General features: G+C 70.8%; 17 protein-coding genes and 1 pseudogene. 12 read left to right on the forward strand and 6 right to left on the reverse strand.

Annotated features, from left to right (window positions below; all coding sequences use genetic code 11):
* Positions 1-106 precede the first annotated feature (106 nt).
* From F6X68_RS16870 to F6X68_RS16880, 3 genes are all read left to right on the forward strand, one after another.
* Positions 107-1,372: an ATP-binding protein gene (locus F6X68_RS16870; protein ID WP_151455192.1), complete on the forward strand. Its 1,266-nt coding sequence runs from the start codon at positions 107-109 to the stop codon at positions 1,370-1,372.
* On the forward strand, positions 1,372-2,058 hold the full coding sequence (locus F6X68_RS16875; protein WP_132230977.1) for a response regulator transcription factor: 687 nt from the start codon (positions 1,372-1,374) through the stop codon (positions 2,056-2,058). Before F6X68_RS16870 ends, F6X68_RS16875 begins: the two co-directional genes overlap by 1 nt.
* A 190-nt stretch (positions 2,059-2,248) precedes the next feature.
* On the forward strand, positions 2,249-3,409 hold the full coding sequence (locus tag F6X68_RS16880; RefSeq protein WP_225852254.1) for a Cys-Gln thioester bond-forming surface protein: 1,161 nt from the start codon (positions 2,249-2,251) through the stop codon (positions 3,407-3,409).
* A 158-nt stretch (positions 3,410-3,567) separates the two neighbouring features.
* Here the strand turns inward: F6X68_RS16880 and F6X68_RS16885 are convergent.
* Positions 3,568-3,768 (reverse strand): annotated as a pseudogene (locus tag F6X68_RS16885) (PIG-L deacetylase family protein); the annotation flags it as partial.
* A 430-nt stretch (positions 3,769-4,198) separates the two neighbouring features.
* Here F6X68_RS16885 and F6X68_RS16890 point away from each other — a divergent pair.
* From F6X68_RS16890 to F6X68_RS16910, 5 genes are all read left to right on the forward strand, one after another.
* Positions 4,199-5,842 (forward strand): ABC transporter substrate-binding protein, encoded by a 1,644-nt coding sequence (locus F6X68_RS16890; protein ID WP_151455193.1) that lies wholly within the window; start codon positions 4,199-4,201, stop codon positions 5,840-5,842.
* Positions 5,843-5,990: 148 nt separating this feature from the next.
* The gene (locus F6X68_RS16895) at positions 5,991-6,917 is read left to right on the forward strand and encodes an ABC transporter permease (RefSeq protein WP_132230980.1); all 927 of its coding nucleotides are present in this window, start codon (positions 5,991-5,993) and stop codon (positions 6,915-6,917) included.
* Positions 6,918-6,989: 72 nt separating this feature from the next.
* Complete coding sequence (locus F6X68_RS16900; RefSeq protein WP_151455194.1) at positions 6,990-7,967, forward strand: ABC transporter permease; 978 nt, start codon at positions 6,990-6,992, stop codon at positions 7,965-7,967.
* Between the two features lie 26 nt (positions 7,968-7,993).
* Positions 7,994-9,016 carry an ABC transporter ATP-binding protein gene (locus F6X68_RS16905; RefSeq protein WP_132231341.1) on the forward strand — a complete coding sequence of 341 codons (1,023 nt, stop codon included), beginning with the start codon at positions 7,994-7,996 and terminating at the stop codon, positions 9,014-9,016.
* Entirely contained in the window at positions 9,009-10,022 is a 1,014-nt protein-coding gene (locus tag F6X68_RS16910) for an ABC transporter ATP-binding protein (RefSeq protein ID WP_151455195.1), read from the forward strand. The genes F6X68_RS16905 and F6X68_RS16910 overlap by 8 nt, the downstream gene beginning before the upstream one ends.
* 137 nt (positions 10,023-10,159) lie before the next feature.
* Here F6X68_RS16910 and F6X68_RS16915 read toward each other — a convergent pair whose 3' ends face one another.
* Entirely contained in the window at positions 10,160-10,552 is a 393-nt protein-coding gene (locus F6X68_RS16915; RefSeq protein ID WP_151455196.1) for a chorismate mutase, read from the reverse strand.
* A gap of 269 nt (positions 10,553-10,821) precedes the next feature.
* Positions 10,822-12,672, reverse strand: coding sequence for a bifunctional UDP-sugar hydrolase/5'-nucleotidase (locus F6X68_RS16920; RefSeq protein WP_151455197.1), 1,851 nt, complete (start codon positions 12,670-12,672; stop codon positions 10,822-10,824).
* 265 nt (positions 12,673-12,937) lie between these two features.
* Between F6X68_RS16920 and pcrA the strand changes: the two genes are divergently transcribed.
* Positions 12,938-15,343 carry a DNA helicase PcrA gene (gene pcrA, locus F6X68_RS16925; protein WP_151455198.1) on the forward strand — a complete coding sequence of 802 codons (2,406 nt, stop codon included), beginning with the start codon at positions 12,938-12,940 and terminating at the stop codon, positions 15,341-15,343.
* A gap of 58 nt (positions 15,344-15,401) precedes the next feature.
* Here the strand turns inward: pcrA and F6X68_RS16930 are convergent, their stop codons facing one another.
* Both F6X68_RS16930 and F6X68_RS16935 read right to left on the reverse strand, forming a co-directional pair.
* Positions 15,402-16,166, reverse strand: a complete 765-nt coding sequence (locus F6X68_RS16930) for a M23 family metallopeptidase (protein ID WP_151455199.1) — start codon at positions 16,164-16,166, stop codon at positions 15,402-15,404.
* Between the two features lie 274 nt (positions 16,167-16,440).
* A complete protein-coding gene (locus F6X68_RS16935; protein WP_151455200.1) occupies positions 16,441-17,157 on the reverse strand; it encodes a M23 family metallopeptidase in 717 nt (238 codons plus the stop codon).
* A 430-nt stretch (positions 17,158-17,587) separates the two neighbouring features.
* Here F6X68_RS16935 and F6X68_RS16940 point away from each other — a divergent pair, with 430 nt between their 5' ends.
* The 3 genes from F6X68_RS16940 (at position 17,588) to sucD (ending at position 20,497) form a co-directional block, all read left to right on the forward strand.
* Positions 17,588-17,992, forward strand: a complete 405-nt coding sequence (locus F6X68_RS16940) for a cobalamin B12-binding domain-containing protein (RefSeq protein ID WP_132230988.1) — start codon at positions 17,588-17,590, stop codon at positions 17,990-17,992.
* 436 nt (positions 17,993-18,428) lie between these two features.
* On the forward strand, positions 18,429-19,607 hold the full coding sequence (sucC, locus tag F6X68_RS16945) for an ADP-forming succinate--CoA ligase subunit beta (protein ID WP_151455201.1): 1,179 nt from the start codon (positions 18,429-18,431) through the stop codon (positions 19,605-19,607).
* Between the two features lie 2 nt (positions 19,608-19,609).
* Positions 19,610-20,497, forward strand: coding sequence for a succinate--CoA ligase subunit alpha (gene sucD / locus F6X68_RS16950; RefSeq protein ID WP_132230990.1), 888 nt, complete (start codon positions 19,610-19,612; stop codon positions 20,495-20,497).
* Positions 20,498-20,590: 93 nt separating this feature from the next.
* Here sucD and F6X68_RS16955 read toward each other — a convergent pair.
* Positions 20,591-20,833, reverse strand: a 243-nt coding sequence (locus F6X68_RS16955) for a DUF4190 domain-containing protein (RefSeq protein WP_151455202.1), incomplete at its 5' end; no start/stop codon positions are given.

Consider the following 20,833-nt stretch of genomic DNA (forward strand, 5'->3'; position numbering starts at 1 on the left):
GCACCGGGGCCCGAATGTCGGGGGCGTCCCCGTGGTCGGGCCCCGGTGCGTCGTGTGACGATCGATCCGACACCGGAAACGGACCGTCGCCCGCTCCGTGCCCGCCGTGACCAGGGAGTCTCCGATCAGCGCCGTGACCCAGCCACCCCGCCTCTACCGCGCCCCCGAGCACCGGATGGCCGCGGGGGTGGCCGCCGGCATCGCCGACCACCTCGGCATCTCGGTGCTGCGGGTACGGGTCGCCTTCATGGTGCTGCTGGGGCTGAGCGGGCTCGGCCTGCTGCTCTACGCGGCCTTCTGGGCGGTCGTGCCGCTGCGCCCGGGCGACACCGCCGTACCGGCCCGCAGGGACGTCGCCCAGCTGCTGCCGTTCGTGGCGATCGGCCTCGGCGTGCTGCTGGTGCAGGTGATGGTCTTCGACTCGGTCGGGGCGGCGGGCACCGCCGGCTGGCTGGTCGCGATCATCGCGGTCGGCGCCGGGGTGATCTGGCACCAGTCGGCGCCGGAGCGGCGGCGGCAGTGGGGCGACTCCATGCCGGTGCCCTGGCTGGGCGCGGTGGTGGAGGAGAGCGACCGGCGGGCCTTCGTGCTCCGGTTCATCGGCGGCGGGGTGCTGGTCGCGGTGGGCATCATCGGCGTCGCCGCGGTGTACTCCCCGGCGCAGAACTTCGACGCCGTGCTCAACGGCGTGATCTTCGCCCTGGTCGGGCTGGCCGGGGTCGGCGTGGTGGCCGCGCCGGTGCTGTGGCGGACGTACAACCAGCTCCGGTCGGAGCGCGAGGGGCGCATCCGGGAGCAGGAACGGGCCGAGCTGGCCGCCATGGTGCACGACCAGGTGCTGCACACCCTGGCCCTGATCCAGCGCAACGCGAGCGACGTGAAGACCGTCCAGCGGCTCGCCAGGGGGCAGGAACGCTCGCTGCGCAACTGGCTCTACAAGCCCACCGGCTCGCCCACCGAGCGGTTCGCCGCCGCCCTGGAGCAGGCCGCCGCCGAGGTCGAGGACACGTTCGCGATCACGGTGGAGGCGGTGGTGGTCGGCGACCGGGAGACCGACGAGCGGGTCGGCGCGCTGGTGGCGGCCGCCCGCGAGGCGCTGGTGAACGCCGCCCGGCACGCCGGGGTGCAGACCGTCTCGCTCTACGCCGAGGTCGAGCCGGATCAGGTCAGCGTCTTCGTCCGGGACCGGGGGAAGGGCTTCGACCCGGATACGGTGGAGGACCACCGGCACGGGGTCCGGGGCTCGATCATCGGGCGGATGAAGCGGCACGGCGGCCGGGCGGAGATCCGCTCCGAGCCGGGGGAAGGGACCGAGGTCCGGTTGATCCTGCCGATCACCCGCGACCCGGCAACGGCGGAGAGGGACAAGTGATGACCGAGCAGTCGATGGAACCGGTCGAGGGGGCGGCTGCCCGCGCCGAGCGGCTGCGGGTCTTCCTCGTCGACGACCACGCCATGTTCCGCGCGGGGGTCCGCGCCGAGCTGGGCGCGCACGTCGAGGTGGTGGGCGAGGCGAGCACCGTCGCCGAGGCGGTCACCCGGATCGCCGCCACGCTGCCCGACGTGGTGCTGCTCGACGTGCACATGCCCGACGGCGGCGGCCGGGCGGTGCTGGAGGCGATGCGGCGTACCCACCCGCAGGTCAGGTTCCTGGCGCTGAGCGTCTCGGACGCGGCGGAGGACGTGATCGGGCTGATCCGGGCCGGCGCGCGGGGCTACGTCACGAAGACGATCTCTCCCGAGGAGCTGGCCGCCGCGGTCCGCCGGGTGGCCGACGGCGACGCCGTGTTCAGCCCCCGGTTGGCGGGGTTCGTGCTGGACGCGTTCGCGGCCCGTCCCGACGCCCCGGTGGCCGACCCGGAGCTGGACCAGCTCACCAACCGCGAGCGCGAGGTGCTGCGGCTGCTCGCCCGGGGGTACGCCTACAAGGAGATCGCCAAGGAGCTCTACATCTCCATCAAGACGGTGGAGACGCACGTGTCCAACGTGCTTCGCAAGCTCCAGATGTCCAACAGGTACGAGTTGTCCCGCTGGGCGGCCGACCGTCGGCTCGTGTGATCCAATTCTTTTCCCCGTCATATGGGACGGAACCGACGAATGCGGCCCACAGGGGCTGACAAGCGATCAACTCCCGTCACATAATGCCCCGTCGCGTTCTCGCGTGCGGGTGGTGCACATCCCGCGGGAACGGCGGCTTCACGCAACCCGCCGTGCGCGGGTCACCCCTGGGGAGAGGTGCACGATTCTGATGTTCGGACAACGAGGACGGCGCTGGGCGCGGATCGCCCTGGCGACCGTCGCCGGCGGCGCGCTGGCACTCGGCGCGGTGGCGCCGGCCGCCGCCGCCGACAAGACCGGCGTCGCCAAGTCGGTCAAGGGCAGCAACGTCACGCTCGTGCTCAACGGGCAGCCGAAGAGCACCGGTGCCCTGGCACTCAAGATCGACGGAAAGCTCGTCCCCGCCTTCTGCATCGACTACCACACCAACGTGGCGATCGACGGCAAGTACAAGGAGGGCACCTGGGACGAGTCCCAGGTGAAGAACCTCGGCAAGGTGCAGTGGGTGCTGACCCACGGCTACCCGAACGCCGACGCCGCCAAGCTGCTGGCCGCCGCCGGCGCCACCGCTCCGGCGAAGGCCGACGCCGACAAGCTGCTCTACTTCGGCACCCAGACCGCCATCTGGAACTTCAGCGACGGCGTCAAGCTGGGTGACTGGGTCGACAACCCGAAGCTGCTCGGCAAGAAGCAGTACGACGTGGTCAAGAAGGTCCACGACTACCTGGTGGCCAACGCCACCGACCAGCCCGAGCCGAAGGCCGAGCTGAGCGTCGACCCGGCCAGCGCCAAGGCCACCGTCGGCGAGAAGGCCGGCCCGTTCACCGTCAAGGGCCCGGCGGGCGAGATCACCGTCGCGGTCGACGGCGGCTCGGCGGTCGACGCCGAGGGCAAGCCGGTCACCAAGACCACCAACGGCGGCCAGTTCTGGCTGGCCGCGGACGGCGCCGGCGAGGTGAAGGTGACCGTTTCCGCACAGGATTCGGTCTCCTTCGGCCGGGTGTTCCTCTTCACCGGCCAGCGCGCCGCGCAGAAGCTCATCCTCGGTGGCAGCACCGGCGCCACCGTGAGCGCCAAGGCCGAGGCCGCGTTCGCCGCCGCCCCGGCCGAGTCGCCGTCGCCGAGCGCGCCGGCGGAGTCCCCGTCGCCCAGCGCCCCGGCGGAGTCCCCGTCGCCGAGCGCCCCGGTCGACAGCCCGGCCCCGTCGACCTCGCCCGCGAGCGGCGGCGGTGACCTGCCGCTGACCGGCTCCCCGATCGCCGCCGCGATCGCCGCCGGCGTGGCGCTGCTGGCCGCCGGCGCGGTCGCCGTGCTGCTGTTCCGTCGTCGCAAGCTGCGCTTCACCGCCTGATCGACGCCCGCTTCAACGGCCCCGGCCCCGGTACCGCCCCGCGCGGTGCCGGGGCCGGAGTCGTTCGCCGCCGGGCCAGCCGGCGCACGCCTCGGGCGTGGATACCAGCGCCGTCGCGGAGACCGACCTGCCGGACGTCGCCGCCGCTCTTCCTCCTGCGGTCGGCTCACCTCGGCGCGCGGGTGCTCCGCACTCTCCGCAGTCGCCCGGGTGACGAGCAGGTACGAGGCGTCGACACCCTCCGCCACCCAGGTGGCGATGGTGCCCGCACAGCCGAAGCCGGCATCGTCCGGATGGGCAAAAACGGCCAACGCCCGGCCGACCTCGGACAGCGCCGGAGGGGGCGCGGGGAAGCTCACAGCCGCCGACCCCGCGCCGGGGGGCGGACCCCCTCCGAACCGTGTCTTTCCTGCTCAGAGCGGTACGACCCGCGTACATCATGATCTTTTTTCGGGTATCGGCAACGTGGCGACCAACTAACGGCTTGATAACGGCACCTTCACGGAACGGGCCGGTGGGTGTCACAGTGGCAGCACCTCACCCCTCATGTGAGGCACTCCGTACGGCCTGACGACCATGGACCCGCCTGTTGACGGTGCTCCGTGGTGGTCTCGTGTGCGCGGTGCCGAGCGCGACGGGCGAGGTGGCCCGGCGGATCGGTACATCAATCTTGTCCCGAATTCACTGCGGTGAAACCGGCTCCCGCACTGCGGGCGCCGGACGTGTCACCCCCCATACGTGCGTGAAACCCACGACGGATCCAGGTTCAGAAAGAGGAGGCCCCTCGGAATGAGAGTCTCGAAGCGGGCAAGTAGCGCGGTCGCGCTGGGCGCGGCGTTCGCGCTCGTCGCGTCCGGCTGCTCGAGCAGCGACAGCGACGGTGGCGACGCCGGCGCCAGCAGCGACGGCGCGATCACCATCGACGGCACTCAGCCGGAGGTCGGCCTGGTCCCGTCGAACACCACCGAGACCGGTGGTGGGGCGATCATCGACTGGATCTGGACCGGTCTGGTCGAGTACCCGAACGACGGCAGCGCGCCGCGCAACGCGGTCGCCGAGTCGATCGAGACGTCGGACTCCAAGGTCTACACGATCAAGATCAAGAAGGACACGAAGTTCCACGACGGCACCGTCGTCAAGGCCAAGAACTTCGTGGACGCCTGGAACTGGGGCGCCTACTCGCCCAACGGCGCGCAGAACGGCAGCTTCTTCGCCGACATCCAGGGCTTCGACCAGGTCCACACCGAGGACCCGGACGGCGCCGAGGGCCCGAAGAAGGCCCCCGAGCCCGCCGCCAAGGAGATGTCCGGCCTGAAGGTCGTCGACGACTGGACCTTCGAGGTCACCCTGGCCGCGCCGACCGCGGTGTTCCCGACCAAGCTCGGCTACAGCACCTTCATGCCGCTGCCGGACGCGTTCTTCACCCAGGGCGCCGAGGCGTTCGGCAAGAAGCCGATCGGCAACGGCCCGATCAAGTTCGTGTCGTGGGAAGACGACGTCCAGATCAAGCTGACGCGCTTCGATGACTACTCCTTGAACGACAAGATGAAGATCAAGGACGTCAACATCAAGCTGTACCAGGACGACACGGCGGCCTACAACGACCTGCTCGCCGGCAACCTGGACTTCCAGCAGCAGGTTCCGGTCTCCGCCATCGCGGGCGACAAGTGGAAGAACGACCTGGGCGAGCGGGCGATCTCCTCCACCACCCCGTCGACCGGCATCATCGCCTTCCCGATCTACGACAAGCGCTTCCAGAACCCGAAGCTGCGTCGCGCGGTCTCGATGTCGATCAACCGCCAGGAGATCAGCGACAAGATCTTCTTCGGTTCGCGCAAGCCGGCCGACAGCTGGGCCAACCCGCTGACCCCGGGTGCCAAGGCCGGCAACTGCACCGCCTGCCAGTTCAACGTCGACGAGGCCAAGAAGCTCCTCGCCGAGGCCGGTGGCTTCACCGGTGAGCTGGTCATGTTCTACAACGCCGACGCCAGCCACAAGGAGTGGATGGAGGCCGTCGCGCAGCAGGTCAAGACGAACCTCGGCATCAACGCTCGCGCCGAGGGCGTGCCGACCTTCGCGGTGTTCCGCCAGAACATCAACGCCGGCAAGATGACCGGCATGTACCGCGCCGGCTGGCAGCAGGACTACCCGGACGTGGAGAACTGGGTCGGCCCGCTCTACGTGACCGGCGGTTCCTCGAACGACGGCAAGTACAGCAACCCGCAGGTCGACGCGCTGGCCAAGGAAGCCGCCTCCGCGCCGAGCCTGGAGGCGTCGCACGCCAAGTACGCCGAGGCGGTCGCCCTCATCGACCAGGACGTCCCCTCGATCCCGGTCTACTTCGGTGGTCAGCAGTCCGGCCACTCCGAGAAGATCAAGAAGATCGAGCTCTCCAACGTCGGTGAACTCGACCTCACCTCGGTCGAGCTCTGATCCGAACGGTCTGACCCCGGGTCGGGCTCACCTACCGGTGAGCCCGACCCGGGCCGTTCCGTGAGGTGGTGTCACCACACCGCCTCGCCACGTCTGTCATCCCCGTGTCGGCCGTCCGACGCGCGCCCCCTGTCTGGAGGACCACCCCATGGGCCGTTATCTGTTGAGACGGCTGCTCCAACTCATCCCGGTCTTCATCGGGACGACGTTCCTGATCTATTGGCTCGTGTGGTCGGTGCCCGGTGACCCGTTCGCGGGCAAGTGTGGCGAGCGTCCCTGCCCCGACAGCTTCGTCAACATGATGACCGAGAAGTTCAAGCTCGACGAGCCGCTCATCGTGCAGTACGGCAACTACATGAAGAACCTCTTCCAGGGCGACTTCGGGCAGACGTTCGGTGGCCGGGAGATCGGTGACATCATCGCCACGGCCTACCCGAACACCCTGAAGCTGGCCCTGGTGGCGCTGGCCATCGAGGCGGTCATCGGACTCACCGCGGGCGTGCTGACGGGCCTGCGCCGCAACGGCTTCCTGGACAACCTGGTCCTGGTCTCCAGCCTCTTCCTGATCGCGCTGCCGATCTTCGTCATCGGCTTCGTGGCCCAGTGGCTGCTCGGCGTGCAGTGGGGCATCGTCAAGCCGACGGTCTCCAGCGAGATGCGGCTCTCCGAGCTGATCGTGCCCGGCTTCGTGCTCGGTAGCGCCTCGATGGCGTACATCGCCCGGTTGGCCCGCACGAGCATCGCGGAGAACCGGCGGGCCGACTACGTGCGTACGGCGATCGCCAAGGGTCTGCCGATGCGCCGGGTGGTCGGGATCCACCTGCTGCGCAACTCGCTCATCCCGGTGGTGACGCTGCTCGGGACTGACCTCGGCGCCCTGATGGGCGGCGCGATCGTCACCGAGGGCATCTTCCAGATCAACGGGATCGGCCGACAGGTCTACCGCGCGATCATCACCAAGGAGAGCGCTACCGTTGTCTCCATCGTGGTGGTCCTGGTGCTCGTCTACCTGCTGATGAACCTGCTGGTCGACCTGCTCTACGCCGCCCTGGACCCGAGGATCCGCTATGAGTGAGCGCAGCGAACGAATCATCATTGCAGCGTGCGCGGGCACCAGTGCCCGCGCCGAGCGGAGTGGGGTGCGGGCATGAGTGACCCGAGTGCCGCCTCGATCGTCAGCACGCCGCCCGCGCAGGCTCCCGACGAGATCGGCGCGCCGACCAACGCGGGCCTGCCGGAGAACGCCCGCAAGGAGAAGCCGCGCGGTCTGCTCGGCGACGCCTGGCGTGACCTGCGCCGCAAGCCGCTGTTCTGGATCTCCGCAGGGTTCATCGTCCTCTTCATGCTGATGACCGCCTTCCCCTCGCTGTTCACCTCCGGCGACCCGGAGAACGGCAACTTGCAGAACAGCCTCGTCGGCCCGTCGTCGGACGCCTGGTTCGGCTACGACTTCCAGGGCCGGGACGTCTTCGCCCGGGTGATCTACGGCGCCCGCGCGTCGATCGTGGTCTCCCTGCTCTCCGTGCTCGGCGTGCTGCTCTTCGGCGGCGCGATGGGCATCGTGGCGGGCTACCGGGGCGGCTGGGTGGACGCACTGCTCTCCCGCATCGCCGATGTCTTCTTCGGGCTGCCGTTCGTGCTGGGTGCCATCGTCATCCTGACGACCTTCAACGGGTCGGGCACGAGCAACAGCAAGGCCGAGATCATGGCGCTGGTGAGCATCTCGCTGATCGTGCTGGGCTGGCCGGTCGTGATGCGGCTGATGCGTTCCTCGGTGCTGGCCACCAAGGAAGCGGACTACATCGTCGCCGCCCGCGCGCTGGGCGCCGGCACCGGCCGGATCATCCTCAAGCACCTGCTGCCGAACTGCCTCGCGCCGCTGCTGGTCTACGGGACGATCCTGGTCGGCTCGTACATCGGCGCCGAGGCGACGCTGTCCTTCCTGGGCGTCGGCCTGAAGAGCCCGGTGGTCTCCTGGGGCATCATGATCAACGAGGCGCAGAACCTCCTCCGCGTCGCGCCCTACCTGCTCTTCTTCCCCGCCGCGTTCCTCGTCGCCGCCGTACTGAGCTTCGTGATGCTCGGTGAGGCGGTCCGCGAGGCCCTCGATCCGAAACTCCGCTAGGGGAGATTCAGTTGTCCGACATTCTGGTGTCCGAGCAGTCCGCGGCCGGCGCGTCCGGCCGCCCCTCGGGCAGGTTGCTCGAGGTGGAAGACCTCCGGGTGGAGTTCCGCACCCGGGACGGCGTCGCCAAGGTCATCAACGGGGTCACGTACCACGTCGACGCGGGGGAGACCCTCGCCGTGCTCGGCGAGTCCGGCTCCGGTAAGAGCGTCACCGCGCAGACCATCATGGGCATCCTCGACACGCCGCCCGGTTTCGTCACCGGCGGTCAGGTCCGCTTCCAGGGCAAGGACATGCTCGGCATGTCCTTCGAGGAGCGGCGCCGCATCCGCGGCGAGGGCATCGCGATGATCTTCCAGGACGCGCTCTCCGCGCTGAACCCGGTCTTCACCGTCGGGTTCCAGATCGCCGAGCAGTTCCGGGTACGGCGCGGGATGAGCCGCTCCGACGCCAAGAAGCGCGCGATCGAGATGCTCGACCAGGTCAAGATCCCGAACGCCAAGGGCCGGTTCAGCAGCTACCCGCACCAGTTCTCGGGCGGTATGCGGCAGCGCGCGATGATCGCGATGTCGCTCGCCCTGGACCCGGAGGTGCTGATCGCGGACGAGCCGACCACCGCGCTCGACGTGACGGTGCAGGCGCAGATCATGGACCTGCTCGCCGAACTCCAGCGCGAGCGGCAGATGGGCATGATCCTGATCACCCACGACCTCGGCGTGGTCGCCGACGTCGCGGACCGGATCGCGGTGATGTACGCGGGCCGGATCGTCGAGGAAGCCAACGTCTACGACCTGTACGCCAAGCCGGCGCACCCGTACACGATCGGCCTGATCAACTCGATCCCGCGGCTCGACGAGAAGGGGCAGGAGCTCCGGACGATCAAGGGTCTCCCGCCGAACCTCATGAACATCCCGCCGGGCTGCCCGTTCAACCCGCGCTGCCCCATGGCGCAGCCGGTCTGCCGGGAGAAGGTCCCGCCGCTGCTGCAGGTCGGCGCCGGCCGGGCCAGCGCCTGCCACTTCGCCGAGGAGCTGGTGAACCGTGACTGAGAACATCCTCGAGGTCCGTGACCTGGTCAAGCACTATCCCGTGACCCGGGGCGTGGTGTTCAAGAAGACCATCGGTCACGTCAAGGCGGTCGACGGGGTCTCCTTCGAGCTCAAGGCCGGCGAGACCCTGGGTGTGGTCGGCGAGTCGGGCTGCGGCAAGTCGACGCTGGCCCGGGTCCTGATGAACCTGGAGAAGCCGACGGGTGGCAGCGTCCACTACAAGGGCCAGGACATCTCGAAGTTCTCCGGCCCGGCGCTGCGCCGGCTGCGTCGGCAGATCCAGCTGGTGATGCAGGACCCGTACACCTCGCTGAACCCGCGGATGACGGTCGGCGACCTGATCGGCGAGCCGTTCGAGATCCACCCGGAGGTGGCGCCGAAGGGCAGCCGCCGGGAGAAGGTCAGGGAACTGCTCGACCTGGTGGGCCTCAACCCGGAGCACATCCACCGGTACCCGCACCAGTTCTCCGGCGGTCAGCGGCAGCGCATCGGCATCGCCCGGGCGCTCGCCCTGCGGCCCGAGATCATCGTCTGCGACGAGCCGGTCAGCGCCCTGGACGTGTCGATCCAGGCCCAGGTGATGAACCTGCTGGAGAAGCTCCAGGGCGAGCTCGGCCTGTCGTACATCTTCATCGCGCACGACCTGTCGGTGGTCCGGCACCTGTCGGACCGGGTCGCGGTGATGTACCTCGGCAAGATCGCCGAGATCGGCTCCGAGGACGAGATCTACGAGCGGCCGACCCACCCGTACACCCAGGCGCTGCTCTCGGCCGTGCCGGTGCCGGACCCGACCGTGCGGGACAACAAGGCGATCATCCGCCTGACCGGTGACGTGCCGTCGCCGGTCAGCCCGCCGTCGGGCTGCCGGTTCCGGACCCGGTGCTGGAAGGCGCAGGACGTCTGCGCCGAGCAGGTCCCGCTGCTGGAGATCCGCTCGGGCTCGGACCACCCGAGCGCCTGCCACTTCGCGGAGAAGCGCGAGATCGTGCAGACGCACGAGGCGTGACCCCCACGGAACCGCCTGCCGACGTCATCGCGACGACGGCAGGCGGTTCCGTCGTTTCCGCCCCGGCCCGGCCCCCGCCCGTGCAGGGGGCCGGGGCCGGGCGTGGACCGCGCGGGGGTCCGTTGCCGGTGTACGCCTCACAGGGGGCCGCGGCCGGCGCGGAGCAGCAGCAGCGCGAGTTGCGTGCCGTCGGCGCCCAGGGCGGCCCGGAAGCGCTCCAGGATCGCCCGTTCCCGGGACAGCACCAGCCGGGTGCCGCCGGAGGCCATCCGGGTCACGCCGACCTCCTGGGAGAGCCGGGCCCGTTCCTGCCACAGCTCGATCAGCGCCCGGTCGATCTCGTCGATCCGCTCGCGGATCTCGACGATCCGGGCGGCCGCGGCCGGCTCCGGGGTGCCGGTTCCCGCCGCAGGCTTCGCGTCGTCGTCACCGCCCGGCACGTCGGCCGGAGGCCCGGAGGCGCCGGGGTCGGGCCGGCCCGCCTCGGGTCGCGTCACGCTGCCGCTGGACTCCACCACGTCTGTCATCATCGGGTACCCCTCGCCGTCAGGTGCCCGGTGCCCGGATCCCGGGACGGAAGAAAGCCCCGGGCTCCAGGAGCCCGGGGCTTTCTCGTAGGTCTGATCGATCAGGCGCGACCTACGGCTGCCGGACTCCCGGTGCCGTAGTAAAAGTAGAAGCGCTGCCCGAACATGTCGTCGAGTATGCCGACCTCGGGCCGGCCGGCGCAAGGATTCGGCGCGACCCGTGCCCGGCCGGGCGGGCCCGGCGCCGTCGTGACGCCGGGACCGCCCGCGCCTCAGCCGAGGCGGGTGATCCGGTCGGCGGGTCCGGGGGCGACCGGAGCGCCGGCGCCCAGGTAGGCGATCAGCGCGTCGACGTCGAAGCCGGGGGCGGTGGCCCGGTCCGTGCCGGCCCGCAGCTCGGTGAAGCCGTCCCCGCCGTTGGCCAGGAAGTCGTTCGTGGTGACCCGGTAGCTCGCGGCCGGGTCGACCGGCGCGCCGTCGAACGCCAGGGCGCTCACCCGCGAGCCCACCGGGGCGGTGCTGTCGTAGGAGTAGGTCAGCCCGGCGGAGACCTGGAGGATGCGCTGGGTGGTCTGCCCGTTGAAGCCCACGAACTGCTGCTCCAGCACGTTGCGCAGCTGCGCGCCGGTGAGGGTCTGGGTGACCACCAGGTTGTTGAACGGCTGGACGGTGAACGCCTCGCCGTAGGTGATCTCGCCAGGGTCCTCGTCGCCGGGGGAGGCCGCGTACGACAGGGACGCCCGGACGCCGCCCGGGTTCATCAGCGCGATCTGTGCCCCGCTGGAGCGGGTGTACGCGAGCTGCGCGTCGGCGATCACGTCACCGAGCGGGCTCTCCCCGTTCGGCCGGACGTCGCGGACGATGTCGGCCGAGATCCGGCCCACCACCCGGTTGGCGATGGGTGCGACGGCCGCCCGGTACTTGTCGGCCAGTGCCTTCGCGCCCGGGTCCACCAGGTCGGGGTTGCGCACGTACGTGCCCGGCGCGCTCTCCCGCCAGGTGCCGTCCGGGTTGCGTACGCCGTTCTCGACGACGACGTTGCGGGCGGTGATCCCGGTGAACCGGCCGGTGCGCCGGTCCAGCGCGTAGTCCACGTTCGTGATCAGCTGGCCGTTGTTGCCGGCGCTGGTGACCACGCTGCGCGCGCCCGAGGAGTTCGGCAGGGAGCAGGAGTAGAAGCGGTGGGTGTGGCCGGAGACGACCAGCCCGAACTCCGGCCGCAGGCCACGGACGATGTCCACGATCGGGCCGGAGAAGTTGGCGCAGTCCGAGACGCCGGGCGTGGCCGGCGGCGGCGACTGGGCGCCGCCCTCGTGCACGAGCAGCACCATCGCCTTGACGCCGAAGAGCTTGAGCACGCCGGCCCACTTGTTGGCGGTCTGCACCTCGTCGGTGAACCGCACGGAGGCGATGCCGGCCGGGTTGACGATGCCCGGGGTGCCCTCCAGGGTCACGCCGACGAAGCCGACCGGGACGCCGCCGACGAAGCGCACGTCGACCGGGGGCAGGATCGGCAGGCCGGTCTTCCTGCTGACGGTGTTGGCGGCCAGGTAGGTGAACTTCGCGCCGGCGAAGCCGTCCCCGTCCTGGCAGCCGTCGACGGGGTGGCAGCCGCCCTTGTTGATCCGGATCAGCTCGTCGACGCCCTCGTCGAACTCGTGGTTGCCGACGGAGCTGACGTCCAGGCCGATCTCGTCCATCAGCTCGATGGTCGGCTCGTCGTGGAAGGCGGCGCTGACGAGCGGGGTGGCGCCGATCAGGTCGCCGGCCCCGACGGTGGTCGTGGCGCGCCCCTCGGCCCTGGCCTCGGCGCGCAGCTTCTTCAGCCAGGTGGCGAGGTACTCCACGCCGCCGGCGGGCGTGCCGTTGACCGCCGCGCCGCTGCCGCCGGGCGGGTCGATGGCGCCGTGGAAGTCGTTGTAGCTCAGGAAGTTGCCCTTGACCTCCCCGCCGCTGGGCGCGGCGTAGGAGACCGAGACGGGGGTGAGGCCGGCCTGCTGGTCGTCGGCGGGGGCCGGCGCGGGCCGGGAAGCGGTGGACAGCGTGGCGACGACGGCCAGCGCGAGGGTGGGCGCGGCGAGGTGGCGCAGCGCCGCCCGACCGCGCGAACGCGGCTGAGTCATGGTCGTTCTCCCAGTCGTGTACGGGGGAGGAGCCGGATTTTCACCGTCATCGTTCTGTACGGGGGACGGCGGCACCAGACACGACAGGGTGACATCTTCGTCTCGACCGGACGAGTCGGGGCACGATTCCCTCCACCACGCGCTGCGGCGGGCGGCCGGCGGCGGCCCGGACCGGGCGGATGGACCGGCCCGGGGAACGGCTCGGGCGAGCCGGGGCACGCGCGGCGGGGGAAGTGTCCGCCCGGCGGCATAGACTCGCCGTGCGATGCATCCTCTCTTCGACATCCCCGCGTCCCCGCCCGCGCCGGCCTCCGCCCCGGCCTCGCCGCACCGGCCCAGGCCGGCGGCCGTCCATCTTGATCCGCAGGCCCTGGTCGAGGGCCTGAACGGGCCGCAGCGCGACGCCGTCACCCACGCCGGCTCGCCGCTGCTGATCGTGGCCGGTGCCGGCTCGGGCAAGACCCGGGTGCTCACCCACCGGATCGCCTACCTGCTGGCCGCCCGGGACGTGCACCCCGGCGAGATCATCGCGATCACCTTCACCAACAAGGCCGCCGGCGAGATGAAGGAGCGGGTGGCCCACCTGGTAGGTCCCCGGGCCCGCCTGATGTGGGTGTCGACGTTCCACTCGGCGTGCGTGCGCATCCTGCGCGCCGAGCACGAGCACGCCGGGCTGAAGTCGACCTTCTCGATCTACGACGCGGACGACTCCCGCCGGCTGATGCAGATGGTCGCCAGGGAGCTGGACCTCGACCCGAAGCGCTACCCGGCGCGCGGGCTGGCCGCCCAGGTCTCCAACCTGAAGAACGAGCTGGTCGACCCCGAGGCGTTCGCGGGCCGCGCCAAGGGCCCCAACGAGCGGGCGCTGGCGGAGGCCTACACGCTCTACCAGCGACGGCTGCGCGAGGCGCACGCGCTGGACTTCGACGACCTGATCATGACGACGGTGCACCTGCTCCAGTCCCACCCGCACGTCGCGGAGAGCTACCGCCGGCGGTTCCGGCACGTGCTGGTCGACGAATACCAGGACACCAACCACGCCCAGTACACGCTGATCAAGGAGCTGGTCTCCGGCACGGAGGGGATCGAGCCGGCGGAGCTCTGCGTGGTCGGTGACGCCGACCAGTCGATCTACGCGTTCCGGGGCGCCACGATCCGCAACATCCTGGAGTTCGAGCGCGACTTCAGCGACGCCCGGACGATCCTGCTGGAGCAGAACTACCGCTCCACCCAGACCATCCTCAACGCCGCCAACGCGGTGATCGACCGGAACACGTCGCGCAAGCCGAAGCGGCTGTGGAGCGAGGCGGGCGCCGGTGAGCCGATCGTCGGCTACGTGGCCGACACCGAGCACGCCGAGGCCGACTGGGTGGCCCGCGAGATCGACCGGCTGGTCGACGCCGACGAGACCCGCCCCGGCGACGTGGCCGTCTTCTACCGCACCAACGCCCAGTCCCGGGTCTTCGAGGAGGTGTTCATCCGGGTCGGCCTGCCCTACAAGGTGGTCGGCGGGGTGCGCTTCTACGAGCGCAAGGAGGTCCGCGACGCGCTGGCCTACCTGCGCGCGGTGGTCAACGACGACGACACGGTCAGCCTGCGCCGGATCCTCAACACCCCGCGCCGGGGCATCGGCGACCGGGCCGAGGCGTGCGTGGAGGCGCTGTCCAGCCGGGACCGGATCTCCTTCGGGGCGGCGCTGCGGCGGGCGAAGGACGCCCCGGGCATCTCCAGCCGGGCGGCCAACGGCATCGCCGACTTCGTGGCCCTGCTCGACGGCGCCCGCGAGATTGCCGAGACGGGCACCCCGGAGGAGGTGCTGGAGGCGCTGCTGACCCGCTCGGGCTACCTCACCGAGCTGGAGGAGAGCCTCGACCCGCAGGACGCGGGGCGGGTCGACAACCTCCAGGAGCTCGTCAGCGTCGCCCGGGAGTACACCGAGCGGATCGAGGCGGTCGGCGAGGAGGGCGAGCGGGCCACCCTGGCCGGCTTCCTGGAGCAGGTCGCGCTGGTCGCCGACGCCGACCAGGTGCCCACGGACGACCCCGACCACCAGGGCGTGGTCACCCTGATGACGCTGCACACCGCGAAGGGCCTGGAGTTCCCGGTGGTCTTCCTGACCGGCCTGGAGGACGGCGTCTTCCCGCACCTGCGCTCGCTGGGCGACACCCGGGAGCTGGAGGAGGAACGTCGGCTGGCGTACGTCGGCATCACCCGGGCCCGCCAGCGCCTCCACCTCTCCCGGGCGGTCACCCGCTCGGCGTGGGGGCAGCCGGCCTACAACCCGCCGTCGCGGTTCCTGGAGGAGCTGCCGCCGGAGCTGGTCCGCTGGGAGCGCACCGAGGGGTCGTACACCTCGTGGGCCGGCGGGGGCGGCGGCGTGGGTGGCCGCGCGGACCGGGTGTCCGGCGGGCGTGGGGGCTTCAACGGCGGCACGCCCAAGGCGGCGCAGTTGGCGAAGCGGCTGGGGGTCGACGCGAGCCGCCTGACCACGGCGAGCGAGCTGCCGCAGGGGCCGAAGGTGTCCGCGGGCGACCGGGTCAACCACCAGCGCTACGGCCTGGGCCGGGTGCTCGCCGTCGAGGGGCACGGCCCGGGAGCGCGGGCGCAGATCGACTTCGGCGACCAGACGATGTGGCTGGTGCTCCGGCACGCCCCGATCGACAAGCTCTGAGCGGCGGCGCGGCCCGGCCCGGCAGCACGCCGGACCGGGCCGCGCCGGTCGCTGCGGGTCAGCAGGCCACGTCGATGCCCCGGGCGCGCAGGAACGGCGCGGGGTCGATCTGGTTCCACATCTGACCCTGGTGCACCTCGAAGTGCAGGTGCGGGCCGGTGGAGTCGCCGGTGGACCCCTCCAGGCCGATGGTCTGCCCGGCGGCGACCTTGTCGCCCACGCCCACCTTGGTGGTGCTCAGGTGGGCGTAGTGGGTCAGGTAGCCGTTGCCGTGGTCGACGAAGACGGAGGTGCCGTACCCGTCGCCGACGTCGCCGGCCTTGGTGACGGTGCCGCCGAAGGCCGCGCGGACCGGGGTGCCGGCGGGCAGCGCGAAGTCGATGCCGGCGTGCTGGGTGCCCCAGCGCGGGCCGTAGCAGGAGGTGATGGCCGCGCCCTTCATCGGGATGACCCAACTGGGCTTCGGCTTGCTGGTCTTCTTCGGCTTCGGCTTCGGCTTGGCGGTGGTCGCCTTCGGGCTGGGCTTCGCCGACGGGCTGGCCTTCGTCGGGCTGGGCGTCGGGCTCGCCGAGGGGGTGGCCGGGGCGGTCGTCTCGCGGGCGGAGCGGTCGGCGCGGTCGGCGGCCTCCGTGCGGGCCTGCGTGTCCACGGCGGCGGCCGGGACGGCGGGCTCGTCGTTCCCGGTGGCTGCGAAGGCGGCGCCGCCGAGGCCGAGGCCGGTCAGGGCCGCTGCGGCGATGATCACGCGGGTGCGGCCGCCGATCCGCCTCCGGGGCCGGACGGGGGCGTCGGGGGTGTTCTCGTTCCGAATGTCTTCCTGCACGGCGGACCTTCACTGATCGAGGGGGCACTTGACCTCGAAATACTGGTGTCGACACGCGGCGTGACGGGTAGTGGGACGGGGCCCGGGCGGACCGGTGACGGCCGCATCCGCCCGTTGCATCCCCGTTCGGGGTTGTTCGACCGTAAAAGTGATCATGTGTGGCGATGGCGCCGGTCACAGTCGGCGGCGTGACCCGGCTCACTTTCGACTCCGGTGGCACACGAAAAACCGCCCGGATCGGCAGATCCGGGCGGTCGACGGGCGATACGCAGCGTCAGGACGCGGCTACCTCGCTGTAGTACACCTCGACTTGTAGCTTGATGTCCACTCCGCGCTCCTTGAGCCACGGCACCGGGTCGAGCGGCTCGCCCTTGACATGCACCTCCAGGTGCAGGTGGGAGCCGTAGGAGTGGCCGGTGTTGCCCACGAGGCCGAGCTGGTCGCCCGCCTTCACCTGCTGACCCTCCTTGACGCTCAGCGCCGAGGAGTGCCCGTAGATCGCCTCGCTGCCGTCGGCGTGCCGGACGATCACGGTGTGGCCGTAGCCGCCGAACCAGCCGGCCTTGGTGACGGTGCCCTCGTGGATGGCGACGTAGGGGGTGCCCTCGGGGGCGACCAGGTCGACGCCGGTGTGCAGCTTGCCCCAGCGCATGCCGTAGGGCGAGTTGAACTCGTAGCCCTGGAGGGGGAGCAGCCAGACCTCGGGCTCGGCGAACTCGGCGCCTCCGGCGCGGTCGCTGTCGCGGCTGGCGCGGTCGGCGTTGTCGCCACGGGCCGCGGCGTCCTGGTTGACGGCCGAGGCGGCCTTGAGCTCGTCGAGGACCGACGGGCTGACGCTCTTGGCGTCCGGCAGGGCGCCGGCGCCGATCGCGACGATGCCGGCGCCGACGAACGCGGTGGTGACCACCGCTGCGTAGCGGCTACGCGGGGGGGTGGGTACGCGGCGGCGACCGCGATATCGATCGGGCTCAGACGACAGGCGCTGGCGCACGCACACCCTCCGTTGTCGGGGATCCGAAGCGGCTTCCTCGACGCCCGTGAAGCTCGGGTGAACGCCGGCTGGCCGCGTCGTCACCCGTCCGTGGACCTGATGACAACCGTGGACACGTTAGCCAACCACCAGTCCCGTCACAAGCCGAAGCGCCGAATTGCTACCGCGTTATGTCTCTTTCCGTCCGTGATTGTCATGGGTCGTACCCCTCGAACGGTGCCCCCCTAACTGCCCGTTCGTCGCGCAGGGTGACCGAACGGCGGAGTCGTCCGGCTTGACGCCGGGGGCTGGCGCGGTCCGCCGTACCGGCGCCGACGGGAGTCCGGCCGGGTTCGCGGGGGTGAGGTTCACCGCCCGGATTTCCCGGGCAGGGTCGGGCGGGTTACCGTTCGTTCAGTGAAGCCGCGGAGCCGGTGAAAGGGATGCGCTGATGAGCTCTCGTGTACGGGTCGTCGTCGCCAAGCCGGGCCTGGACGGCCACGACCGTGGCGCAAAGGTCGTCGCGCGTGCCCTGCGGGATGCCGGTATGGAGGTCATCTACACCGGCCTGCACCAGACCCCGGAGCAGATCGTGGAGACCGCGATCCAGGAGGACGCCGACGCGGTCGGGCTCTCCGTGCTGTCCGGGGCGCACATGACGCTGTTCCGGCGGGTGGTGGAGCTGCTCGGTGAGCGCGACGCCCGCGACATCGTCGTGTTCGGCGGCGGCATCATTCCCGACGCCGACATCCCGGAGCTCCAGCGGCTCGGGGTCGCCAAGATCTTCACGCCGGGTGCGACGACCCAGTCGATCGTCGAGTGGGTCCGGCAGAACGTCGCCCAGCCGGTCGCCTGACGGCGGTCGCGGGCTCGGGGCCGCTCGGCGGCCGAATCCGGGCAGGGGGAGGGGCCGGACGCACCCCTCACACGTCCGGCCCCTCTATGCACGATGCCCCGCCGCCACCCCTCGACCGACAGGGCATCGGCCGCTCCCGTCGTCGCGCTGCATCAGCGCTCCGACACCTGACTCAACGACGCCCCCACGGACGGGTTACGCGCCCCCGGCAACATCGCCCGGACGGCTGACATCGGGCCGAAGTCGCGGAAAGGCCGCGCGACGCCGCCGATTGTGCATTACCACACAACGTGCACCCGCTCGGTTGCCGGCGGTGTCCACCTCGCTAGGCTGCGCCCAATGGCCTGTTTCGAGTGATGACAGGCGTCAAACTGTTTTCCATAACGCTGGTGGCGGCGCGACGGCGCGCCGCGGAGACGGGACGGGACGCGCAAACGTGGACCTGTACGAGTACCAGGGGCGGGACCTGTTCGAACGGCACGGCTTGCCCGTGCTCGCCGGCGGCGTCGCCACGACCCCGGAGGAGGCCCGCGCGATCGCCGAACGCCTAGGCGGTCGGGTGGTCGTCAAGGCACAGGTGAAGGTCGGTGGCCGAGGCAAGGCCGGCGGCGTGAAGCTGGCCGAGGGCGCCGAGGAGACGGTGGCCCGCGCCACCGACATCCTGGGCATGGACATCAAGGGCCACACCGTCCACAAGGTCATGATCACGGTGACCGCGGACGTGGCCGAGGAGTACTACTTCTCCTACCTGCTCGACCGGGCGAACCGCACCTTCCTCTGCATCGCCAGCGTCGCCGGCGGCATGGACATCGAGCAGGTCGCCGCCGAGACCCCGGAGAAGGTCGTCAAGGCCCCGATCGACGCCAACACCGGCGTCGACGAGGCGAAGGCGCGCGAGATCGTCACCGCCGCCAACTTCCCGGCCGAGGTCGCCGACCAGGTCGTCGAGGCCGCCGTGGGGCTGTGGAAGGCCTTCGTCGCCGAGGACGCCACGCTGGTCGAGGTGAACCCGCTGGCCAAGACCCGCGAGGGCAAGCTGCTGCTGCTCGACGCCAAGGTCACCCTCGACGAGAACGCCGGGTTCCGGCACCCGGACCACGAGGCGCTGGTCGACCAGGCCGCGGTGGACCCGCTGGAGCAGGCCGCCAAGGAGAAGGACCTCAACTACGTCAAGCTCGACGGCGAGGTCGGGATCATCGGCAACGGCGCCGGCCTGGTCATGTCGACCCTCGACGTGGTCGCGTACGCCGGTGAGCGGCACGGCGGCGTCAAGCCGGCCAACTTCCTCGACATCGGCGGTGGCGCGAGCGCCGCCGTGATGGCGAACGGACTGGAGATCGTCCTGTCCGACCCGTCGGTGAAGAGCGTCTTCGTCAACGTCTTCGGCGGCATCACCGCCTGCGACGAGGTCGCCAACGGCATCGTGCAGGCGCTGGCCCTGCTCGAGCAGCGCGGCGAGCAGGTCACCAAGCCGCTGGTCGTCCGCCTCGACGGCAACAACGCCGAGGCTGGCCGGGCGATCCTCGACGGCGCGAACAACCCGCTGGTCCAGCGGGTCGACACGATGGATGGCGCGGCCGAGCGGGCCGCCGAGCTGGCGGCTGCGGGGGTCTGACAATGGCTATCTGGCTGACCAAGGACTCGAAGGTCATCGTCCAGGGGATGACCGGTTCCGAGGGTTCCAAGCACACCCGGCGGATGCTCGCCGCGGGCACCAACGTCGTCGGCGGCGTCAACCCGCGCAAGGCGGGCCAGACGGTCGACTTCGACGGCACCGAGCTGCCGGTCTTCGCCAGCGTCGCGGACGCGATGGCGCAGACCGGTGCGGACGTGACCGTGATCTTCGTACCGCCGCAGTTCACCAAGGGCGCGGTCGTCGAGGCGATCGACGCCGGGATCGACCTGGCCGTGGTGATCACCGAGGGCGTGCCGGTGCACGACACCGCCGCGTTCTGGGCGTACAACGTCGCCAAGGGGGAGCGGACCCGGATCATCGGTCCGAACTGCCCGGGCATCGCCTCGCCGGGCGCCTCCAACGCCGGCATCATCCCGGCCGACATCACCGGCACCGGCCGCATCGGCCTGGTCAGCAAGAGCGGCACGCTGACCTACCAGATGATGTACGAGCTGCGTGACATCGGCTTCTCGACCTGCGTCGGCATCGGCGGTGACCCGATCATCGGCACCACCCACATCGACGCGCTCGCCGCGTTCGAGGCCGACCCGGAGACCGACGCGATCGTCATGATCGGTGAGATCGGTGGCGACGCCGAGGAGCGGGCCGCCGAGTTCATCAAGGCGAACGTGACCAAGCCGGTGGTCGGCTACATCGCCGGCTTCACCGCGCCGCCCGGCAAGACCATGGGCCACGCCGGTGCGATCATCTCCGGCTCGGCGGGCACCGCCGAGGCCAAGAAGGACGCGCTGGAGGCGGTCGGCGTCAAGGTCGGCAAGACCCCGACCGAGACCGCCAAGCTCATGCGGGAGATCATGTCCGCGGGCTGAGCCCGAGCGACGTACGACCGGAGGGCCGACCGTTCGCGGTCGGCCCTCCGCCGTCGTGTCGCGGCGGCCCCGGTCGTTTTGGCGCGGGCGGCCTCAGTCGTTGTAGAGCGGGTAGTTGCCGCCGGCCCAGAGGACGCCGCTGCCGATGATGTTGAGCACGCCGAACGCGATCGCCAGGTAGCCGAGCACGGGCGACTGGCCGAAGCGCTTGGCGTCCCGGATCGACAGGTAACCGAAGACGATCCCCAGGATGCCGCAGCAGAGCAGGCCGAGGATGATGCCGAGCACGCCCCACAGCGTCGTGCGGTCGCGACCGGCCGCGGACGGTGCCGGCGG

It is taken from the genome of Micromonospora sp. AMSO12t (assembly GCF_008806585.1).
GTDB classification, from domain to species: Bacteria; Actinomycetota; Actinomycetes; order Mycobacteriales; family Micromonosporaceae; genus Micromonospora; species Micromonospora reichwaldensis.